Here is a 16,081-nt window from a genome sequence, read left to right on the forward strand (position 1 = left end):
CGTCGCGAACCATCTACCCCCTTACGGGGGCCCGCGTTCCCCGCGTTGGGCCAGCGTAGCGCGATCCGCGTGGGTTTGCGCGCCCCGCCACGGGACTTTTCTGTCGCTGTCCGAGAGGGTGTCGCGGGAGACGGGCGAGGCGGTGAAGGCCCGCCGCCCGATCTCCGCGGCGCCCTCGCGCAGGGCGGCGTCGCGCAGGGGCGCGGGCAGCGCGTCCCAGGCCGCCGCCGCCGCATCGGCCACCGCCGGTGGCGCGGGCGCGCGCTCGCCCTGGCGCTGAAGCGCCAGCCAGGACAGGACGCCGATCACGAGACCGGCACGGATGAGGAAGGACATGGGTCTCGTCCCGGACGCGCCCCGGCCGGGGCGCGAACACCGTCGGACGCGACCGGTAAAGACCCCCTGACGCGCCGCCCGCAAAGCGCCGGAATGGTGAACACAAGCTTATCCCGATGTCCTTCGAGGCTTTTTCGTGTCGTGCCCCGAAAAGGTCTTTCGGAGCGACCGGTCATGGTTACGTCCCGGAAAGCATGCGGAGACAATCGGACTGTCTAGCGCAAGACTCGCTTAAGTCGGCTCTGCGAAGTTGCCCTCAGTCGAGTTTTCGTCGAGCCAAGGGGCGTCGGGGATGGCCGTCGGGCCCTATCCGCGCTGTGCGTGTCGGTATTGCGTATCTACGGTGCCCTGGCTTCCCTCATCGATGTCCGCCTCGCGGGGCTCGTCCATGAGTCGGTGAAAGAGGATGGCGGCGTGCGCTTCCGGCACGAGCGCTTCCTGGTCTCCCGCCTTGCCACCGGCCTGATGATGATGCTGGGCCTGCCGCCCTACCTCGTGCTGCGCGGGGTGCCCACCGGCGTCGAGGCTCTGGCCATCGCCAGCCTGATGCTGCCGGTCTTCGCCGCCGTCCTCCTGTCCCGCACAGGCATCCTCTGGCTCGCCCACGCCATCTCCTCGGCGGGCCTGACCGGCGTGGTGGTCTGCCTCGCCATGATGACGGGGGGCGCCAATTCCGCCGCCGCGATCTGGCTGGTGGCGATCCCCCTCGAGGCCGTGGTCTCGGGCTCGCGGCGCGCCACCCTGGCCGCCGCCATCATCGCGGCCCTGGGAGCCCTCGCTGTGGCCCTGCTGCCGCCCCTCGCCGAGGGCACCCCGCTGCCGGAGTGGTCGCGCGCCCTGGCGATGCCGGTCTTCGCCATCACGGCGATCGGGCACATCGCGGCCCAGGCCCTCGAACATTTCCGCCACGAGGGCCGCTGGCTCGCCCGCCTGCGCGACAACGAGCGCCGCGACCGCATGCTGCTCTCGGCCATCGACGACCTCGTGACCTGGCACGACCCCAACGGCCGCGTCCTCGAGGCCAGCGCCTCGGCCACCCGCTTCCTCGGGGCCGAACCGGCCTCCCTGCACGGCCACGGCCTGCTGGAGCGCGTCCATGTGGGCGACCGCCCCCTGCTGCTGCAGGCGCTGAGCGACGTCGCCGCCCATGGCCGCCCGGCCCGGGTCCAGTTCCGCCTGCACCTCGACAGCGCCGCGGCCCGCGCCGAGACCGCGCCGCAGGTGATCTTCGCCGAGATGCGCATTCACCGGATCGACGCCCAGACGGCGGAGACGGCCTCGCCCGGCCGCCCGCGATCCAGCGTCGTCGCGGTGACCCGCGACGTCACCGAGCACCGCCGCCATGCCGAGGAGCTGGAGCAGGCCCGCGCCGAAGCCGAGCGGGCGGACGAGGTCAAGAGCCGCTTCCTAGCCAATGTCAGCCACGAGCTGCGCACGCCGCTCAACGCCATCATCGGCTTCTCCGAGGTGCTCTCGGGGGAGGGCGGGATGGCGACCGATCCGGAGCGCACCCGGGAATATGCCGGCATCATCCGGAATTCCGGCCAGCACCTGCTGGAAGTCGTCAACACGCTCCTCGACATGTCGCGGATCCAGAGCGGCCATTTCGACTACGCCCCGGAGCCCTTCGACCTCTCGGCCCTGATCCAGACCTGCTGCAACCTGATGCAGCTCAAGTTCGACCAGGCCGGCATCGCCCTGGTGCGCGACGCGAGCGTCGCGCCGGTGGAGATCACCGCCGACCTGCGCGCCTGCCGCCAGATGGTCATCAACCTCCTGTCGAACGCGGTGAAGTTCACACCGCGGGGCGGGCGGGTGGAGGTCGGCCTGCGCGGTTCGGCCAAGCACCTCGACCTCATCGTCGCCGATACCGGCATCGGCATCAGCGAGGCCGACCTGCCCCGCGTCGGCAGCCCGTTCTACCAGTGCGCCGGCGGCTACGAGCGCACCCACGAGGGCACCGGCCTCGGCCTCTCGGTGGTGCAGGGCCTCGTCGGCCTGCACGGGGGGGCCATCACCATCGAGAGCACCCGGAGCGAGGGCACCACGATCATCGTCACCCTGCCGCGCGCCTGCCGGGTCGGCACCGGCGCCGTCCCGGCGGCCCCGATCCGCACCCGCCTGCGCCCGTCGGTCTCGGGCGGCAGCCTCGTCGGTGCCGTGAACGACGGTCCCGTGCCGATGCGCCGGCCCATGGGCCTGTTCGAATCGAGCCCCGAGACGGTGCGCGAGAGCTACGTTCCGCTGCGGCGCGCCGGATGAGTGCGCCGCGATCCTGCCGGCACCGGATCGTCCGGACCCCGCTTCGCGCGGGGCCCGGACACCGTTGCGATCAGCCCTGAGGAGATCGAATGCGCGAGCCGCAAGCACGCCGCGACCAGCGAGAGATCGTCGTTCCGTCCCGCGGCCGCGAGGCCCGGCCCGCTGTCCGGCGACGGCCGGCCCCCGGCCGCTTCGCCGGGCTCGGCGGCTTGGCGGGGTTCGGGGCGCTGGCGGGAGGCGCGGGCCGCGCGGTCCTGCGCCATCCCGGCGAGGCCCTCGGGGTCGCCGTCGTCCTCGGCGCCGTGTCGATGATCTGCCTGAACGCGCTCGGCTACCAGATGGGCCGCCATCCCGCGCCGATCTTCCCCAAGCTCCCGGCCAAGCCGGCCCTCGCCCGGACGGCCGAGGCCCCGAAGCCCGCGGCCCCCGTGGTCGCGAAGGCGGAGGCGGGCAAATCCGACCCGTCCGGCAAGCCCGAGGTGTCCAGCAAGCCCGAGTCCTCGAAGGCGGAGCCGTCCCGGGCGGAGGCGGCGCGCGCGCCGCGGGACGGCATCGGCGAGATCATCCGGGCCGGCGAGCCGGCGGGGGCGGAGACCACCGCCTCGGTGGCGACCCTCGGGGGCCTCTCCATCGCCCAGGCCCAGCGCGCCCTGGTCAAGCTCGGCTACGGGCCGCTGAAGGCCGACGGCCTGATGGGCGCCAGCACCCGGGCGGCGATCGAGAAATTCGAGCGGGACCGCAAGCTTCCGGTGAAAGGCGAGCCCTCGCCGCGGACCTTCCGCGAGCTCGCCACCCGGGCGGGCGCCGCCCGGGGCTGATCCGGCGGGGCGGCGTGCTATAGACCGGCACATGGTACGCCTGCGCTCGGATTTCTGGGTTTCCGCCCATCTTCGCCGCCTCGACATCGAGGGCATCGCCGCGGTGCAGCGCCGCCGCGGCTCCCCCGAGGCGGGGGCGATCTTCGTGAAGGTGGATCGCCTCGACGGCCGGGCCGATCTCTACGGCCCGGCCCCGCAATCCCTCGTGGACACCGAGTCCCACGGCGACCGCCGCTTCGTGGCCCTGCTCAGCGAGGCCCCGCCCGCCGACGTGGAGGTGCGCCTCGGCAAGGAGCTGCGCTTCGACGACGATCTCTGGATCGTCGAGATCGACGATCGCGCCGGACGCCACCGCCTCGATCTCGCCGAATAGGCGGCGTCCCGCGCGGGCTTCGCGGGGCCGGATCAGGTCGCCTGGCGCTGCCGGCTGGGCAGGGGCGTGCGCAGGGGCGGGCGCTCGCTGGCCGTGGCCTGCGCCCGGGGGCGCTGGGCGTCCGGGGCATGGTAGGGCTGGTGACCCGCCTGCGAGGCCCGCTCCGGCGGGGTCCAGGCCAGGATCGCGGCCAGGAGGTCGCGCGCGGCGACCCGCGGGAGGGTCCGGAACAGCTTGACCAGGCTGAACACGCGGTCGACCGACTGCGCCACGGTCTCGTTCAGGGTGAGGTAGATGTAGACCGCCTCCTCCTCGTGCAGGCCGGCGGCGCGCAGGGCGACCGTCAGCAGCTCGTAGCGCAGCGAGGGATCGGGGGTGGTGGCGAGGAAGCCCTTGGGCAGGCCCAGCATCTCGGTGAGGGCGGCCACGAACCCGGCCACGTCGCCCCGGGCGGAGAAGCCGGTGAGCACGGCGCCGGCCTCGCGCGGTGCCGGCGGATTCGGCCGCAGGGCCGCCGTCGCCATCATCGCGTGGCCGATCGCCTCGCGGCGGGTCTCGTCCGCCAGCAGGAACAGCGGCGCCACGTCGGCATGGGCGAGGTCGTGGCGGGCGAGGAGCGTCCGGCCGAGGTCCGGCTGCTTGCGCGCGCGGGCGACGAGGCGGGCCAGCAACTCGCCCTGGAGGGTGGCGGCCGGATTGGCGGCCAGCGCCCGGTCGATGCCGGGATTCTCGCGGGCGATCAGGTCCAGGATGGTGGCGCGGCTGAGATCGTGCCGGCTGGCGATGGCGGGGCCGAGATCGGCGTCCTCGGCGAGGGCGGCCTGGATCATCGCCTGCGTGAGGATGGGAGCCTGGGCGAGGACGGCGTCCCGGGCGCCGCCGCCACGCTCCACCAGGGCGGCGAGGAGGGCGGGCGGCGTGTCGGGAAAGGGCGCGAGCTTGCGGGCGACGATCTCGGCGGTCTCGGCGTCGACGATCGGGATCAGTCCTCCGGCCAGGGAGGCGAAGGCCGCCACGGTCTTCCGGTCCCGGACCGTGGCCGAGAGAAAGTGATCCGTCTGCACCCGAAGGATGACGGGTTTCAGATCGAGGCTGTCGAGACGCGACAACTCGATCAGGCCGGAGAGGTCCGGCGCATCGTCGAAAGATGGGGACATGGCACTTCGGTTACGCAGAACTCGCTGATCGAGAGGATTAGCGGAATTGCGTGAACCGACCTTTAAGGACGGTCGCTTGGGACCGTCCCTGCATGCGCCATGCTGGCCCCGAGCCCGGCGGCGCGACCGGGCTCGGCGACCGGGGTCGCCCTCAGCCGGCGCGGCGGGGCTGGGTGTCGCCGGCCTTCGGCGGGGGAAACACCACCGGGGTCGGCGACTTGGCGGAGAGCGGACCCGAGGCCGCGGCCGGGGACGGGCCGACCGGGGTGGAACCCGACGCGGGGTGCGCGGCCGCGGTCGCCATCCCGGCGGCCACCGGCGCCGTCTCCTTGGCGGCGGACGGGAACAGCACCGTCGCGGGCTTGGGTTCGGCCGCACCATCCGCCCTCGGCGAGGCCACCGTCATCGGCTTCGGCGAGGACGCCGGCGGAGCGGCCGGCATCGGGGCCGCGAGGACGCCCTCGGGGGCCGTTGCGTCCTCGTCGTGCGGCGCCTCGGGGCCGGCGATCAGCTCGGTCGGCGTCTTCCAGACGAAGGCGTCCAGGCGGCCGCTCACCGGCGAAACGGGCGCCCAGGTCTCGGACGCGACGCCGTCGGCGATCCAGAGCGGATCGCGCGGGGCGTGCGCGGCGCGGGAGAGCCATTCGCGGGTCCGGCCCGAACCAGAGCCGTGCTCGGCCTCCTCGATGCGGGCCATGGTCAGGCAGGCGCGGACCGTGGGCCGGTCGGCGAGGAGGGGCGCCAGGGCTTCGCGGGCCTGGCCGAACTCGCGGGCCTCGTAGGCCGCCTGCGCCATGGCGAGGCGGGCCTCCGGGTGCCAGGACGAGATCTTGGCCAGGGTCTCGGCGCGGGCCATGCGGTCGCGCACGGAATCGCCGGTGCGCAGGTTCAGGTAGGTCTTGGCGAGGTCCGGGTGCGGCCCGGCGCGCCAGGCGGCCTCGATGATCTTGGCGCCCTTCCGCAGGTCGCCCCGGCGCACCATCAGGCGCGCGGCGAGCACCGCGGCCGGGACGAGGTCGGGGGCGAGCTTGACCGCCTTGAGCACGCGCTCGGTGGCGGCCTCCGGCTCGCCGGCCTCGCGCTCCTGCGCGGCGGCGGTGAGCAGGACGGCGCGCTGGCGCCGGGCGGTCGACTTGTCGATGAGGCCCAGGGAGGCACGGCGCTCCACGGTCTCGTTGGCCCCGCTCCAGTCGCCGTCGGCGCATTGCGCCTCCAGGACGGCCTCGTTGGCCCAGGTGACGCTAGGGGCCAGGCGGGCGGCTTCGGCGGCGTAGGCGCGGGCGGAGGCGTCGTCCTCGCGGCGGCGGGCCTCGACGAACAGGCCGCGCAGGCCGAGCACGCGGGTCTCGGGGTCGTTGACCATGCGCTGGAAGGCCTGCTCGGCGGCCTCGCGGTCGCCGGAGATCTGGGCGGCCTGGGCCTTGAGCAGCAGCGTCAGCGGCTCGGCGCCGAGCAGGCGCTCGGCGTCGTTGGCGTGGCGGCGGGCGGCGAGGGGATCGCCCGACCCGACGGCGACCATGCCGCGGGACAGGGCCGAGAAGCCCTTGGCCCGGCGCCGGTCGCGCGAGCCGCGCACCAGCGTCTCCGGCAAGGTGATGAAGCCCCGCACGATGGCCCAGATGAAGCCGATCAGGATGGCGGCGATCAGGACGCCGATCAGCCCGATGGCGAGGCTGGTGGCCACCTCGTAGCCGTTCCACACGATGGTGACGGTGCCGGGATGGTCGGCGACCCAGGTCGCGCCATAGGCGGCAACCGCGAGAAGGGCCAGGAAGGCGAGGGCGCGCCACATGGGATCAGAAACTCCTGGGAGTGGCGTCGGCCGGTCCGGCGACACCGAGAGTCGGGGGCAGGAGCGTTGGGCGCTCCCGCGCGAAATCCGGGTGGCCGCGCATCCCGCCGGAGGACAGGGCGCGCGGCCGCGCGCTCAACGGGAGGCGCCGGTTGCGGGCAGGCCCTTGAAGGCGTCGGCGAGCAGGCCCTGGGCCGCGTCGGCGGCGGCGACGCGCGAGGCCAGCTTGGTCCCGAAATCGCCGGCCTCGGCCCGGTCCGCCTCGGGCAGCGCCGCGAAGGCCTCGGCGGCCTCCTTGATCGCGCCGCGGTCGAGGGCGTCCTGCACCTTCGGGGCGGTGTCGGGGGCCGCCGCGCCGGGGGTGCCGCCGGCGGCCGGGGTCTCGACGCGCCGGACCTGGACGATCGACTCGGCCATGCTCATCAGCTTGGTCCCGATGTCGCCGGTCTCGGCCACGGCCTTGGTCTGGGCCGCCCGGCGCTTCGCCGCGATTCGCTCGGCGACGGGGCGGAACTCGGCCGCGAGCGAGCGGGCGGTCGGGGCCCCCTTGTCGGCGAAGGCCGCCACCGCCGTGAGGCGGGCCGGGTCGCCCGGCTCCAGCCCGCGCAGGGCCGCGAGCGCGTCCGCGTAGGGGGCGCCGGTGTTGAGGGCGGTGACGATCCGGTCGGCCGACACGACGCGCAGGGCGGCCTGCAGGGTCGCGGTCTCGGCCCGCTCTGAGACGGCCTTGTCGAGGCCGGCGATCTTGTCGGCCTGGGCCTGGAGCTGGCGCTCCACCGCCTTGGCCGCCTCGGCCGCCTGGGTCTTGTTCGCGTCGACGACCTTCTCGCTCGCCTGGGTCGCGGCCTGGACCGCCTCGGTGGCGGCCTGGACGCGAGCCTCCAGCGACTGCTGCAGGGCGGCCACCTTCTGGCTCAGCGCCTGGGCGGCCTCGGCATTGGCCTTGGTCTTGGCCTCGACGTCGCCCTGGAGGGCGGCGAGCTTCGGAGCGAGATCGGGCTGCGCGGCGGGCTTCGGCGCGGACTCGACCTTGTCCTCGATGGCCTTCAGGCGCTGTTCCAGCGCGGCGAGCTGCGGTCCCGCGGATTGGGTCACCGCCATCCGGGCGTCGCCGCCCTGGTCGCGGCCTGGTTCTTCCTGGAGCGCCGAGACGCGCTGGTCCAGGGCGTCGAGGCGGGCGACGAGATCGGCCGGCACGGCGGCCGGGGCCGAAGCAGCGGTGGGCGCTCCCTCGGCCTGAGCCGGCGCACCGCCCTGGGCCGCGTTCGCCTTCTCGAGGGCCTGGCGCGCCGTCGACACCGCCTCCGGAACGGCCTTGAGGGCGGCCTCGTTCGCGGCGATCCGCTTGTCCAGGCCGGCCACCGCATCCTTCGGGGCGAGGGCGGCGATCCGCTGGTCGAGGGCGGTGATGCGGGCATCCTCGCCCGGGGCCATCAGGCCGCTGCGCGCGACGCCGAACAGGAGGCCGGCCCCCACCACGCCGCCGAGGAGGCCGGCGGTGACGAGGGAGCCGAAGCCGGCCCCGGACGAAGCAGCCGGGGCAGCCGCGGCGGCCGGGGTGATGCGGGGCGTCGTCGGACCACCCGCCTTCGGGAGCTCCGAAGCGGTTTTGGAATCGGACGTCTTGCTTTCAGAGGTCTTGCCGTCGGCCGGCTTGCTCGCCATTCCCCCGGCAGCACCCGCAGCACCCGCAGCACCGGCAGCACCGGCAGGCTTCGCCGGTGGCACGGGGTCCGGCATGCGCTTGGCCTTCAGGTCGATGATCGGGCCATCGGTCACGGACTGGCCCGGACGCGCGCCGGGCTGCGGTCCCGCGAATCCGCCGGAGCGGGGCGACTCGGATTTCCCGGCGTCGGCCTTCGGTGACTCGGCCTTCGAAGCATCGGTTCTGGCAGCGTCAGTCTTCGACGCATCGGGCTTGAGGGCCTCCGGTTTCGGCGCATCGGCCTTGATCGTCTCGGTCTTCGCGGCGCCGACAGCGAGCGGATCGGGGCGGGTTAGGTCCGGCTTGGAGGCATCCGGCTTCACGGCGTCGGCTCTGGGAGCATCGGATTTGACGGTGTCGGCTTTGCCAGCGTCGGGCGTGAGGATCGCGGCCTTGGCGGCTTCCGTCTTCACGGCGTCCGTCTTCGTGCCTTCCGTGACCGGCTCTGCCTTTGCCGGCTCACCTTTCCCCGGCTCACTCTTGCCGAACGTACCCGGCGTGCCGCCGGGCTGACCCGGCTTGGCCGAGGCCTCGACCTTCGGCGGAAGGGAGCCGCCCGGCGTGGCGGGCTTGCCGGGCTCGGCCGGCCGGTTGCCGGTGGGAGAACCCGGGCGGTTGGGGTCGCTGTTGGGTGGTTTCACGGTTCAAGGCTCCCTTCCCGTCTCCCGCCGCCCGACCCGTTCGGCGCATCCGGCGCCCGGTGGGTCGAGGCTGGCGGCGCAGCTTCTTGCGCTCGTCCTAGCACCAGGGCCGCCGCCGGAGCGAGGCCCTTATCGAAATCCTGTTGGCCCGGGGGCCGGCAATCCCGCGAGGAGCGCGTCCTCCCCGGGGCGGTCGGGCACGAAATGGACCGCGACCCCCGCGGTGACCAGGGGCGCGGCGACATCCGCCGACAAGCAGTAATGCGTCAGGTCTCCGAAGGCTCCGCCGAGCCCGGCCGCCGTGGCGAGATCGTGTGCCGCCTGCGCGCTGCGCCGGGAGTAGTGGAGCGCCCCGTCGAGGCGCCGGCCTGCGAGGGCGTCCGCCGCCGCATCGGGCAGCCGCGCCACCCCCCGCGCGGCGTAGAGTTCGCATACCGCGAGGCGGTATCCGGCCGCGATCAGGGAGGCGGCGGGCTCGGCCTTGCGCTCGGCCCCCGCCGCGTGGACGAGGTGCGCGCCCAAGGGCAGGGAGGCCCGGACCAGCCGGGCCAGGGCCCGCGCGTCGCCCTCCGCCTCGCGGACGTCCGCGAAGCCCAGCTCCCGCGCGAGGGCGGCGGTCCGGGCTCCCACCGCGAAGGTCGGGACCGCGCGGAGGCGCGCGCGCTCCGCCGGCGTCAGCGCCGCCGCCGCGTTGGCGCTCGTGAGGATCAGCCCGGCGAAGGTCTCCTCCGGCAGGCGGAATCCCGTCGGTGCGACGGTGAGGACCGGGGCGAGGAGGGGCCGGTGTCCCAGGGCGGCGAGGCGCGCGCCCGTCCGCGCCGCCCCCGGTTCCGGCCGCGCCACCCAGATCCGCATCCCGCTTCGCGCTCCCAGAACCCCGCGCCCATCCATGCCGGTCTCGCCGCCGCTGGCAACCCGTCGTTGCCGCCGGAGGAGGCGGACGATAGGGTGCGGCGCATCCCCCGGGCCACCCCGCACCCTTCCGACGAGGCCCCTTTCGAGATGATCCGCCGTCCATGAACGTCCTCGGCATCGAAACGACCTGCGACGAGACCGCCGCCTCCGTGGTCGCCCCCGGCGAGAACGGGCGCGGGCGCATCCTCTCCAACGAGGTGCTGAGCCAGATCGCCGAGCACGCGGCCTATGGCGGCGTCGTTCCCGAGATTGCGGCCCGCGCCCATGTGGAGGTGCTCGACCGGCTCATCGACCGGGCTTTGGACAGCGCCGGCCTGACCCTGGCCCAGGTCGACGGCATCGCGGTGGCGGCCGGGCCCGGCCTGATCGGCGGCGTGCTCATCGGCCTCGTCACGGCCAAGACCCTGGCGCTGGTGGCGCGCAAGCCCCTGATCGCCGTGAACCACCTGGAGGCGCATGCGCTGACGGCGCGGCTCACCGACGGCATCGGGTTCCCCTACCTTCTGCTCCTCGCCTCCGGCGGGCACACCCAGCTCGTGGCGGTGCGGGGGGTCGGCGATTACGTCCGCCTCGGCACCACCATCGACGACGCCATCGGCGAGGCCTTCGACAAGGTCGCCAAGCTCCTTGGCCTCGGCTATCCGGGCGGCCCCGAGGTCGAGCGCCTGGCCGAGACCGGCGATCCGGAGCGCTTCGCCCTGCCGCGGCCGATGCTGGGGCGGCGTGAGGCCAACTTCTCCCTGTCCGGCCTGAAGACCGCCCTGCGGATCGAGGCGGAGAAGCTGGCGCCGCTCTCCTCCGTCGACGTCGCCGACCTCTGCGCCGGCTTCCAGGCGGCGGTGGTCGACGTGGTGGTCGACCGCCTGCGGGTGGCGATGCGCGACTTCGCCTCCGTGGCCGGCCATCCCACCGCCCTGGTGGCGGCCGGCGGGGTGGCGGCCAACGGCGCGATCCGCCGGGCGCTCACCACCCAGGCCGGCGAGGCGGGCCTCGCCTTCGTGGCGCCGCCCCTGGCCCTGTGCGGCGACAACGGCGCGATGATCGCCTGGGCGGGCATCGAGCGCCTGCGCCTCGGCCTCGTGGACGACCTCACCGCGCCGGCCCGCGCCCGCTGGCCCTTCGCGGAGCCGAAGGCGGTTGCCTGAGGCCGCGCGGCTGCGCTGGCGCGACCTCGTCGAGCGACGCCTGCCCGAGGCGGCCCGCCCGGACTGGCCGGTGCACCGCGACCATTGCTTCGCGCGCATCCTCCTCGACAACACCTGCGGCGGCCCCTGGCGCGAGAGCGTGCCGGCCCCGGCCTGGGCGAACCTGCCCCTCGGCCAGCTCGCGGCCGCCACCGAACTCGGCGAGGCGGTCCTCTTCGGCCGGGCCGACCTGCGCGCGCTGAACCGGCGCTCGTTGGCCCTGCGCGGCAAGCTGCGGAAGGCCGACGCGGTGGCGCCGCCCGAGGGCCTTCGCGACGGAAACCTCCTGTTGCGGCCCTGGCAGGCGGGCGACGAAGCGCGCTTTGCCGCCCTCAACGCCGACCCGGAGGTCATGCGCCACTTCCCCGCCACCAAGGACGCGGCCGCGAGCCGGGCCGAGGCGCGGACCTGTGCCCGGCGCTTCGCGGTGGACGGCTTCGGCCCCTGGGCCGTCACGGTGGAGGGACGCGGGTTCGTCGGGATGATCGGCGGCGCGCGTCTCCTGCGGCCCATGCCGTTCCCGGGCGGCGAGCGGCCGGGCGAGACCGTCGAGATCGGCTGGCGCCTGGCGCGCGAGGCCTGGGGCCACGGGATCGCCACGCGGGGGGCTCGCCTCGCCCTCGCCGACCTGTTCGGCCGCTGCGGCCTCTCCGGGGTCGTCGCCTTCACGGCCGAGGGAAACACGCCCTCGCGCCGGGTGATGGAGCGCCTCGGCATGCGCCCGGAGGGCGGCTTCCCGCATCCGGCCCTGCCGCCGGGGCATCCGCTGCGTCCGCATCTCCTGTATCGTCTGCGGGCGGACCACGTCACATCGCGAGGGACCAGCGCATGAAGCGGATCGGAGTCGTCGGCGGCGGTGCCTGGGGCACGGCGCTGGCCAACGCGGCGGCCGCGGCCGGGCACGACGTGACCCTGTGGCTGCGCGACCCGGAGGCGGCGGCGCGCCTGCAGGACACCCGCGAGAACGCCCGCTACCTGCCCGGCGTGCCCCTGCACCCCCGCATCGCCGTCACCGCCGGAGCTTCCGACCTCGCCGAGGCCGGGACGGTGCTGATGGTGACGCCGGCCCAGACCCTGCGCGGGGTTCTGGCCGACCTGGGCGCCGCCTTCGCGCGCCAAGCCGCCATCGTGCTCTGCGCCAAGGGGATCGAGCGCGGCACCGACGCCTTCATGAGCGAGGTCGCGGCCGAGCAGCTGGGCGCCGCCGCCCCGGTGGCGGTCCTGTCCGGCCCGAGCTTCGCCGCGGACGTCGCCCGCAACCTGCCCACCGCCGTGACGCTCGCGGCGGCGGATGCCGGTCTCGCCGCGCGCCTGGCCGGCACCCTCTCGGGGCCGACGCTCCGGGTCTATCACACCGACGACGTGCGCGGCGTCGAGATCGGCGGGGCCGGCAAGAACGTCCTCGCCATCGCATCGGGCATCGTTGCCGGACGCGGTCTCGGCGAGAGCGCCCGGGCCGCGCTGATCGCCCGGGCCTTCGCCGAACTCATGCGCTTCGCCCGGGCCTATGGCGGCCGGCCGGAGACGCTGATGGGCCTGTCGGGCCTCGGCGACCTGGTGCTCACCGCCTCCTCGCCGCAATCGCGCAACTTCGCCTTCGGCCAGCGCCTCGGCGCGGGGGCCTCGCCCGAGGCGGCCGCCGGCGGCAAGCTGGCGGAGGGCGCCTTCACGGCCGCCGCCCTGGTCGACCTCGCCCGCGCCCGGGGTATCGAGATGCCGGTGGCCGAGGCGGTGGCCGCCATCGTCTCGGGCGGCGCCAGCGTCGACGGCGTCATCGCCGCCCTGCTGGCGCGGCCGCTGCGGGGAGAAGCCGAGTGAGCCAGCACCCCATCCGCGCCTTCCTGACCGGCTCCGGCAACGACGGGGCCGGGCGGCGCCTGAGGGAGATCCTCGCCTTCGACGACGCCCATATCGAGGGCGTGCACGACTTCATCCAATGGTGCTTCCCCCTGCACGAGGCGAGCCTCGCCGTACCGGGTGCGCCGGTGCTGAGCCGGGCCGAGGCCGAGGCGATCCGCGCCGATCCGGCCGCCCTGTCGGGCCTGCGCGCCGCCCTCGGGCGGATGACCCGCTTCTATGCCGAGACCGACGGCTGGCTGCGGCCGCACGACCATAACCATCTACGCATCACCCGCATCCTCTCGGCCCTGTCCGATCTCCTGGGGGCCGAGGCGGCGACTGAGTTCCACGCCTTCGTCACTGCCCGGAACGCGAAGGCCGGCGCCCCGATCAACGCCACGAGCCTGCGCTACTGGGAGGCCGCGCTCCGGGGGGCCTGACGGCCACGCTTGGCCGGTGCTATGGAGCCGGCGTCTCTGGAGAAGCGCATGGCCTATTGGCTCTACAAGTCCGAGCCCTCGACCTGGTCCTGGGAGCAGCAGGTCGCCGCGGGCGGCGCCGGCACGCACTGGAACGGCGTGCGCAACCACGTCGCCAAGAAGCACCTCATGGCGATGGAGGTGGGCGAGCGCGGATTCTTCTACCACTCCAACGAGGGCAAGGCGGTGGTGGGCATCGTCGAGGTGATCCGACCCTACTACCCGGATGATTCCGACGCGACTGGCCGCTTCGGCATGGTCGATCTGCGCGCCGTCGAAGCGCTGCCCCGCCCCGTGACCCTGGAGGCGATCAAGGCCGAGCCGCGCCTCGCCGCCATGGTGCTCGCCAACAATTCCCGCCTCTCGGTCCAGCCCGTGACGGAGGCCGAGTGGGCGGTGGTGCGCGCGATGGGCGGCCTCGGCTGAGCCGCCGTCCGCTCAGCCCTGGCGCTGCGCCTGCGTCACCGCCAGGTGGATCAGCTCCGCGAGGGTGCGCAGGCCGAGCTTCTGGCGCATCATCGAGCAGGCGTTGGTGATGGTCTTGTAGCTCACCGACAGGTCGCTCGCGATGGCGCCGTAGGACTTGCCCTGCGCCAGGCGCTGCAGGATCTGCAGTTCGCGCGGCGTCAGCTGGGTCTCGGGCGTGCGCTTCGGGTCGGTGCGGAGCATCGCGACCTCGGTGGCCAGGCGCGGATCGAGGTAGGGGCGGCCGGACCGGACCCGTTCGAAGGCCTCGAACAGCTCGCCGGAGGCGTGGTCCTTGAGCACGTAGCCGAGGGCTCCGGCCTCCAGGGCCCGCGCGACGATGACCGGATCGTTGTGCATGCTGAAGACGAGGATGCGCACCGCCCGGTTGGCGTCGCGCATCCGCCGGATCAGTTCGAGGCCGGCGAGGCCGCTGCCCTGGAAGGTCAGGTCGCAGATCACCGTCCCGGGACGCAGGCGCAGGAAGCTGCGATAGCCCGCGACCACGCTGGTGGCCTCGATGATCCGCTCGATCCCCGCATCCTCGAGCACCCGCCGGCAGCCCTGGAGTACGATCGGGTGATCGTCGATGACGAGGGTCGGCGCCTCGGTGGTGGTGGCGATCGCGTTCATGCGCTGGGAATCGGACTCGTGTCGACGTCCCGCTCATCATCGAGCGGAATCATGATCCGGACAACCGCGCCGGGCTGATCGTTGTCAAGCATGAACGTGCCCCCGAGGGCTTCCACACGCTCCCGCATCCCCGAAAGACCGAGTCCAAGGCTGTGACCGGTCGGAATGCCGGTGCCGTCGTCGCGGATGGCGAGGCGCAGGACCCGCCCGGCGGTGGTGGCCTCGTCCCGCACCTGGACGGTGACGTTCCGCGCCCCGCCGTGCCGCACCGCGTTGGTCATGCTCTCCTGCATGCAGCGGAACACGGTCAGGTCGGTCACGTCGCCGTAACCGCGGGCCAGGCCCTCGAAGCTCCCGGCGAAGCGCGTCCCGGTGTGACGGCGCCGGAAATCGCGCAGCAGCAGATCGAGGCATTCCGGCAGGGGCACCTGCCCGAGGGCGTGCGGCCGCAGCCGGTTGAGGAGGTCGCGGTTCCGGGTCTGGACCTGGCCGACGATGCTGGCGATGTCCTGGGCGCGCTGCTTCAGGCGCGCCCGGTCCGGCGGCGCCTCGGCCTCGGCCATGCGGACCACCGAGGCGGCGGTCGCTTCCAGGGCGAAGAGGCAGGGGCCGAACTCGTCGTGCAGCTCCAGGGCCGTGCGGCGCCGCTCGTCGTCCTGTGCCGACAGGAGCTGGCGGTTGAGCCGCCCGTTGGCGGCCCGCGTCTCCGCCAGGGCCTGGGCCACTCGGTTGAACCGGGTGGCGATGGCGGCGAGTTCGCGCGAGGCCGGCGGTTCGAGCCGGACGGTGTAATCCTGCTGCTCCAGCTGGATCAGCCCCTCGGCGAGGTCCGTCAGCGGCGCCAGGACGCGGCCGAACGCCACCGTGAGGGCGCCGAGCAGCCCCAGGCTGAGGCAGAGGCTGGCAAGCGAGAGCGACAGGGCATAGACCCAGACCTCGTCGATCTCGTCGTGCGGCTGGGTGGTGATGCGGGCGGTGCCGATGCGCCGGCCCTGCGCCACGATCGGCAGGTCGTGCTCGCGGATCGCCGGGGCGATCAGGGCCGCGAACCAGGCCGGCGCCGCGTGCGGGTCGTGCCGGACCCGGCCGAGGCCGCCGGTGACGACCTTGCCGGCGTCGTCCAGCACCGTGACGCGGACGTGGCGCAGATCGTGGATGCGCAGGTTCAGGGTCTGGAGGATGCCGGCGGGCGGCCCCGCCCGGGCGAGGTCGATGGTATCGGACACCAGAAGCTCGACATTCGTCATCGCGGCCTGCATCTCGACCTCGACGGCGGAGCGGGCGTTGACGACGATGACCGCGCACGAGACCAGGGCGGCCAGGACATCGATGGCGAGGACCAGCACGATCATCCGGGTCCGCGTCGGCCACGACGCCCAGAGCGACCGGCGGCCGGCCTCCGCCGACGCCGCAGGCGGGGCGCCGTTGCGGTGGGGCAGGCCCCATCGGGATCGGGCTGCGGAGGCGGCGTCGTGAGGCATG

15 protein-coding genes are annotated in these 16,081 nt (G+C 74.1%); 8 read left to right on the forward strand and 7 right to left on the reverse strand.

The window, feature by feature from the left end; all coding sequences use genetic code 11:
* Positions 1-21: 21 nt before the first annotated feature.
* Positions 22-336, reverse strand: a complete 315-nt coding sequence (locus tag ASG63_RS13505) for a hypothetical protein (protein ID WP_056217016.1) — start codon at positions 334-336, stop codon at positions 22-24.
* Positions 337-657: 321 nt separating this feature from the next.
* Between ASG63_RS13505 and ASG63_RS13510 the strand changes: the two genes are divergently transcribed.
* The 3 genes from ASG63_RS13510 (at position 658) to ASG63_RS13520 (ending at position 3,789) form a co-directional block, all read left to right on the forward strand.
* The gene (locus ASG63_RS13510; protein WP_056217019.1) at positions 658-2,598 is read left to right on the forward strand and encodes a sensor histidine kinase; all 1,941 of its coding nucleotides are present in this window, start codon (positions 658-660) and stop codon (positions 2,596-2,598) included.
* Positions 2,599-2,687: 89 nt separating this feature from the next.
* A complete protein-coding gene (locus ASG63_RS13515; protein ID WP_056217021.1) occupies positions 2,688-3,416 on the forward strand; it encodes a peptidoglycan-binding domain-containing protein in 729 nt (242 codons plus the stop codon).
* A 31-nt stretch (positions 3,417-3,447) separates the two neighbouring features.
* Positions 3,448-3,789, forward strand: coding sequence for a DUF1491 family protein (locus ASG63_RS13520; RefSeq protein ID WP_056217024.1), 342 nt, complete (start codon positions 3,448-3,450; stop codon positions 3,787-3,789).
* A gap of 32 nt (positions 3,790-3,821) precedes the next feature.
* Here the strand turns inward: ASG63_RS13520 and ASG63_RS13525 are convergent, their stop codons facing one another.
* The 4 genes from ASG63_RS13525 to ASG63_RS13540 form a co-directional block, all read right to left on the reverse strand.
* Positions 3,822-4,946: a DUF2336 domain-containing protein gene (locus ASG63_RS13525; RefSeq protein WP_056217028.1), complete on the reverse strand. Its 1,125-nt coding sequence runs from the start codon at positions 4,944-4,946 to the stop codon at positions 3,822-3,824.
* 151 nt (positions 4,947-5,097) lie between these two features.
* On the reverse strand, positions 5,098-6,738 hold the full coding sequence (locus ASG63_RS13530; protein WP_056217032.1) for a heme biosynthesis protein HemY: 1,641 nt from the start codon (positions 6,736-6,738) through the stop codon (positions 5,098-5,100).
* A gap of 135 nt (positions 6,739-6,873) precedes the next feature.
* Entirely contained in the window at positions 6,874-9,084 is a 2,211-nt protein-coding gene (locus ASG63_RS13535) for a hypothetical protein (protein ID WP_056217035.1), read from the reverse strand.
* A 129-nt stretch (positions 9,085-9,213) separates the two neighbouring features.
* Positions 9,214-9,939 (reverse strand): uroporphyrinogen-III synthase, encoded by a 726-nt coding sequence (locus tag ASG63_RS13540; RefSeq protein WP_056217038.1) that lies wholly within the window; start codon positions 9,937-9,939, stop codon positions 9,214-9,216.
* A gap of 161 nt (positions 9,940-10,100) precedes the next feature.
* Between ASG63_RS13540 and tsaD the strand changes: the two genes are divergently transcribed.
* From tsaD to ASG63_RS13565, 5 genes are read left to right on the forward strand one after another with little or no spacing between them, the layout of a single operon-like run.
* Positions 10,101-11,144, forward strand: a complete 1,044-nt coding sequence (gene tsaD, locus ASG63_RS13545) for a tRNA (adenosine(37)-N6)-threonylcarbamoyltransferase complex transferase subunit TsaD (RefSeq protein WP_056217040.1) — start codon at positions 10,101-10,103, stop codon at positions 11,142-11,144.
* Positions 11,137-12,015: a GNAT family N-acetyltransferase gene (locus ASG63_RS13550; protein ID WP_056217043.1), complete on the forward strand. Its 879-nt coding sequence runs from the start codon at positions 11,137-11,139 to the stop codon at positions 12,013-12,015. Before tsaD ends, ASG63_RS13550 begins: the two co-directional genes overlap by 8 nt.
* Positions 12,012-13,001, forward strand: a complete 990-nt coding sequence (locus ASG63_RS13555) for an NAD(P)H-dependent glycerol-3-phosphate dehydrogenase (protein WP_056217045.1) — start codon at positions 12,012-12,014, stop codon at positions 12,999-13,001. Before ASG63_RS13550 ends, ASG63_RS13555 begins: the two co-directional genes overlap by 4 nt.
* Positions 12,998-13,462 (forward strand): opioid growth factor receptor-related protein, encoded by a 465-nt coding sequence (locus tag ASG63_RS13560; protein WP_056217050.1) that lies wholly within the window; start codon positions 12,998-13,000, stop codon positions 13,460-13,462. Before ASG63_RS13555 ends, ASG63_RS13560 begins: the two co-directional genes overlap by 4 nt.
* Before the next feature lie 48 nt (positions 13,463-13,510).
* Positions 13,511-13,927 (forward strand): EVE domain-containing protein, encoded by a 417-nt coding sequence (locus tag ASG63_RS13565; RefSeq protein ID WP_056217054.1) that lies wholly within the window; start codon positions 13,511-13,513, stop codon positions 13,925-13,927.
* A 12-nt stretch (positions 13,928-13,939) separates the two neighbouring features.
* Here ASG63_RS13565 and ASG63_RS13570 read toward each other — a convergent pair whose 3' ends face one another.
* Entirely contained in the window at positions 13,940-14,599 is a 660-nt protein-coding gene (locus ASG63_RS13570) for a response regulator (RefSeq protein WP_056217057.1), read from the reverse strand.
* Positions 14,596-16,080: an ATP-binding protein gene (locus ASG63_RS13575; RefSeq protein WP_056217060.1), complete on the reverse strand. Its 1,485-nt coding sequence runs from the start codon at positions 16,078-16,080 to the stop codon at positions 14,596-14,598. The genes ASG63_RS13570 and ASG63_RS13575 overlap by 4 nt, the downstream gene beginning before the upstream one ends.
* Position 16,081: the final 1 nt, after the last annotated feature.

This window comes from Methylobacterium sp. Leaf94 (genome assembly GCF_001426045.1).
GTDB lineage: Bacteria > Pseudomonadota > Alphaproteobacteria > Rhizobiales > Beijerinckiaceae > Methylobacterium.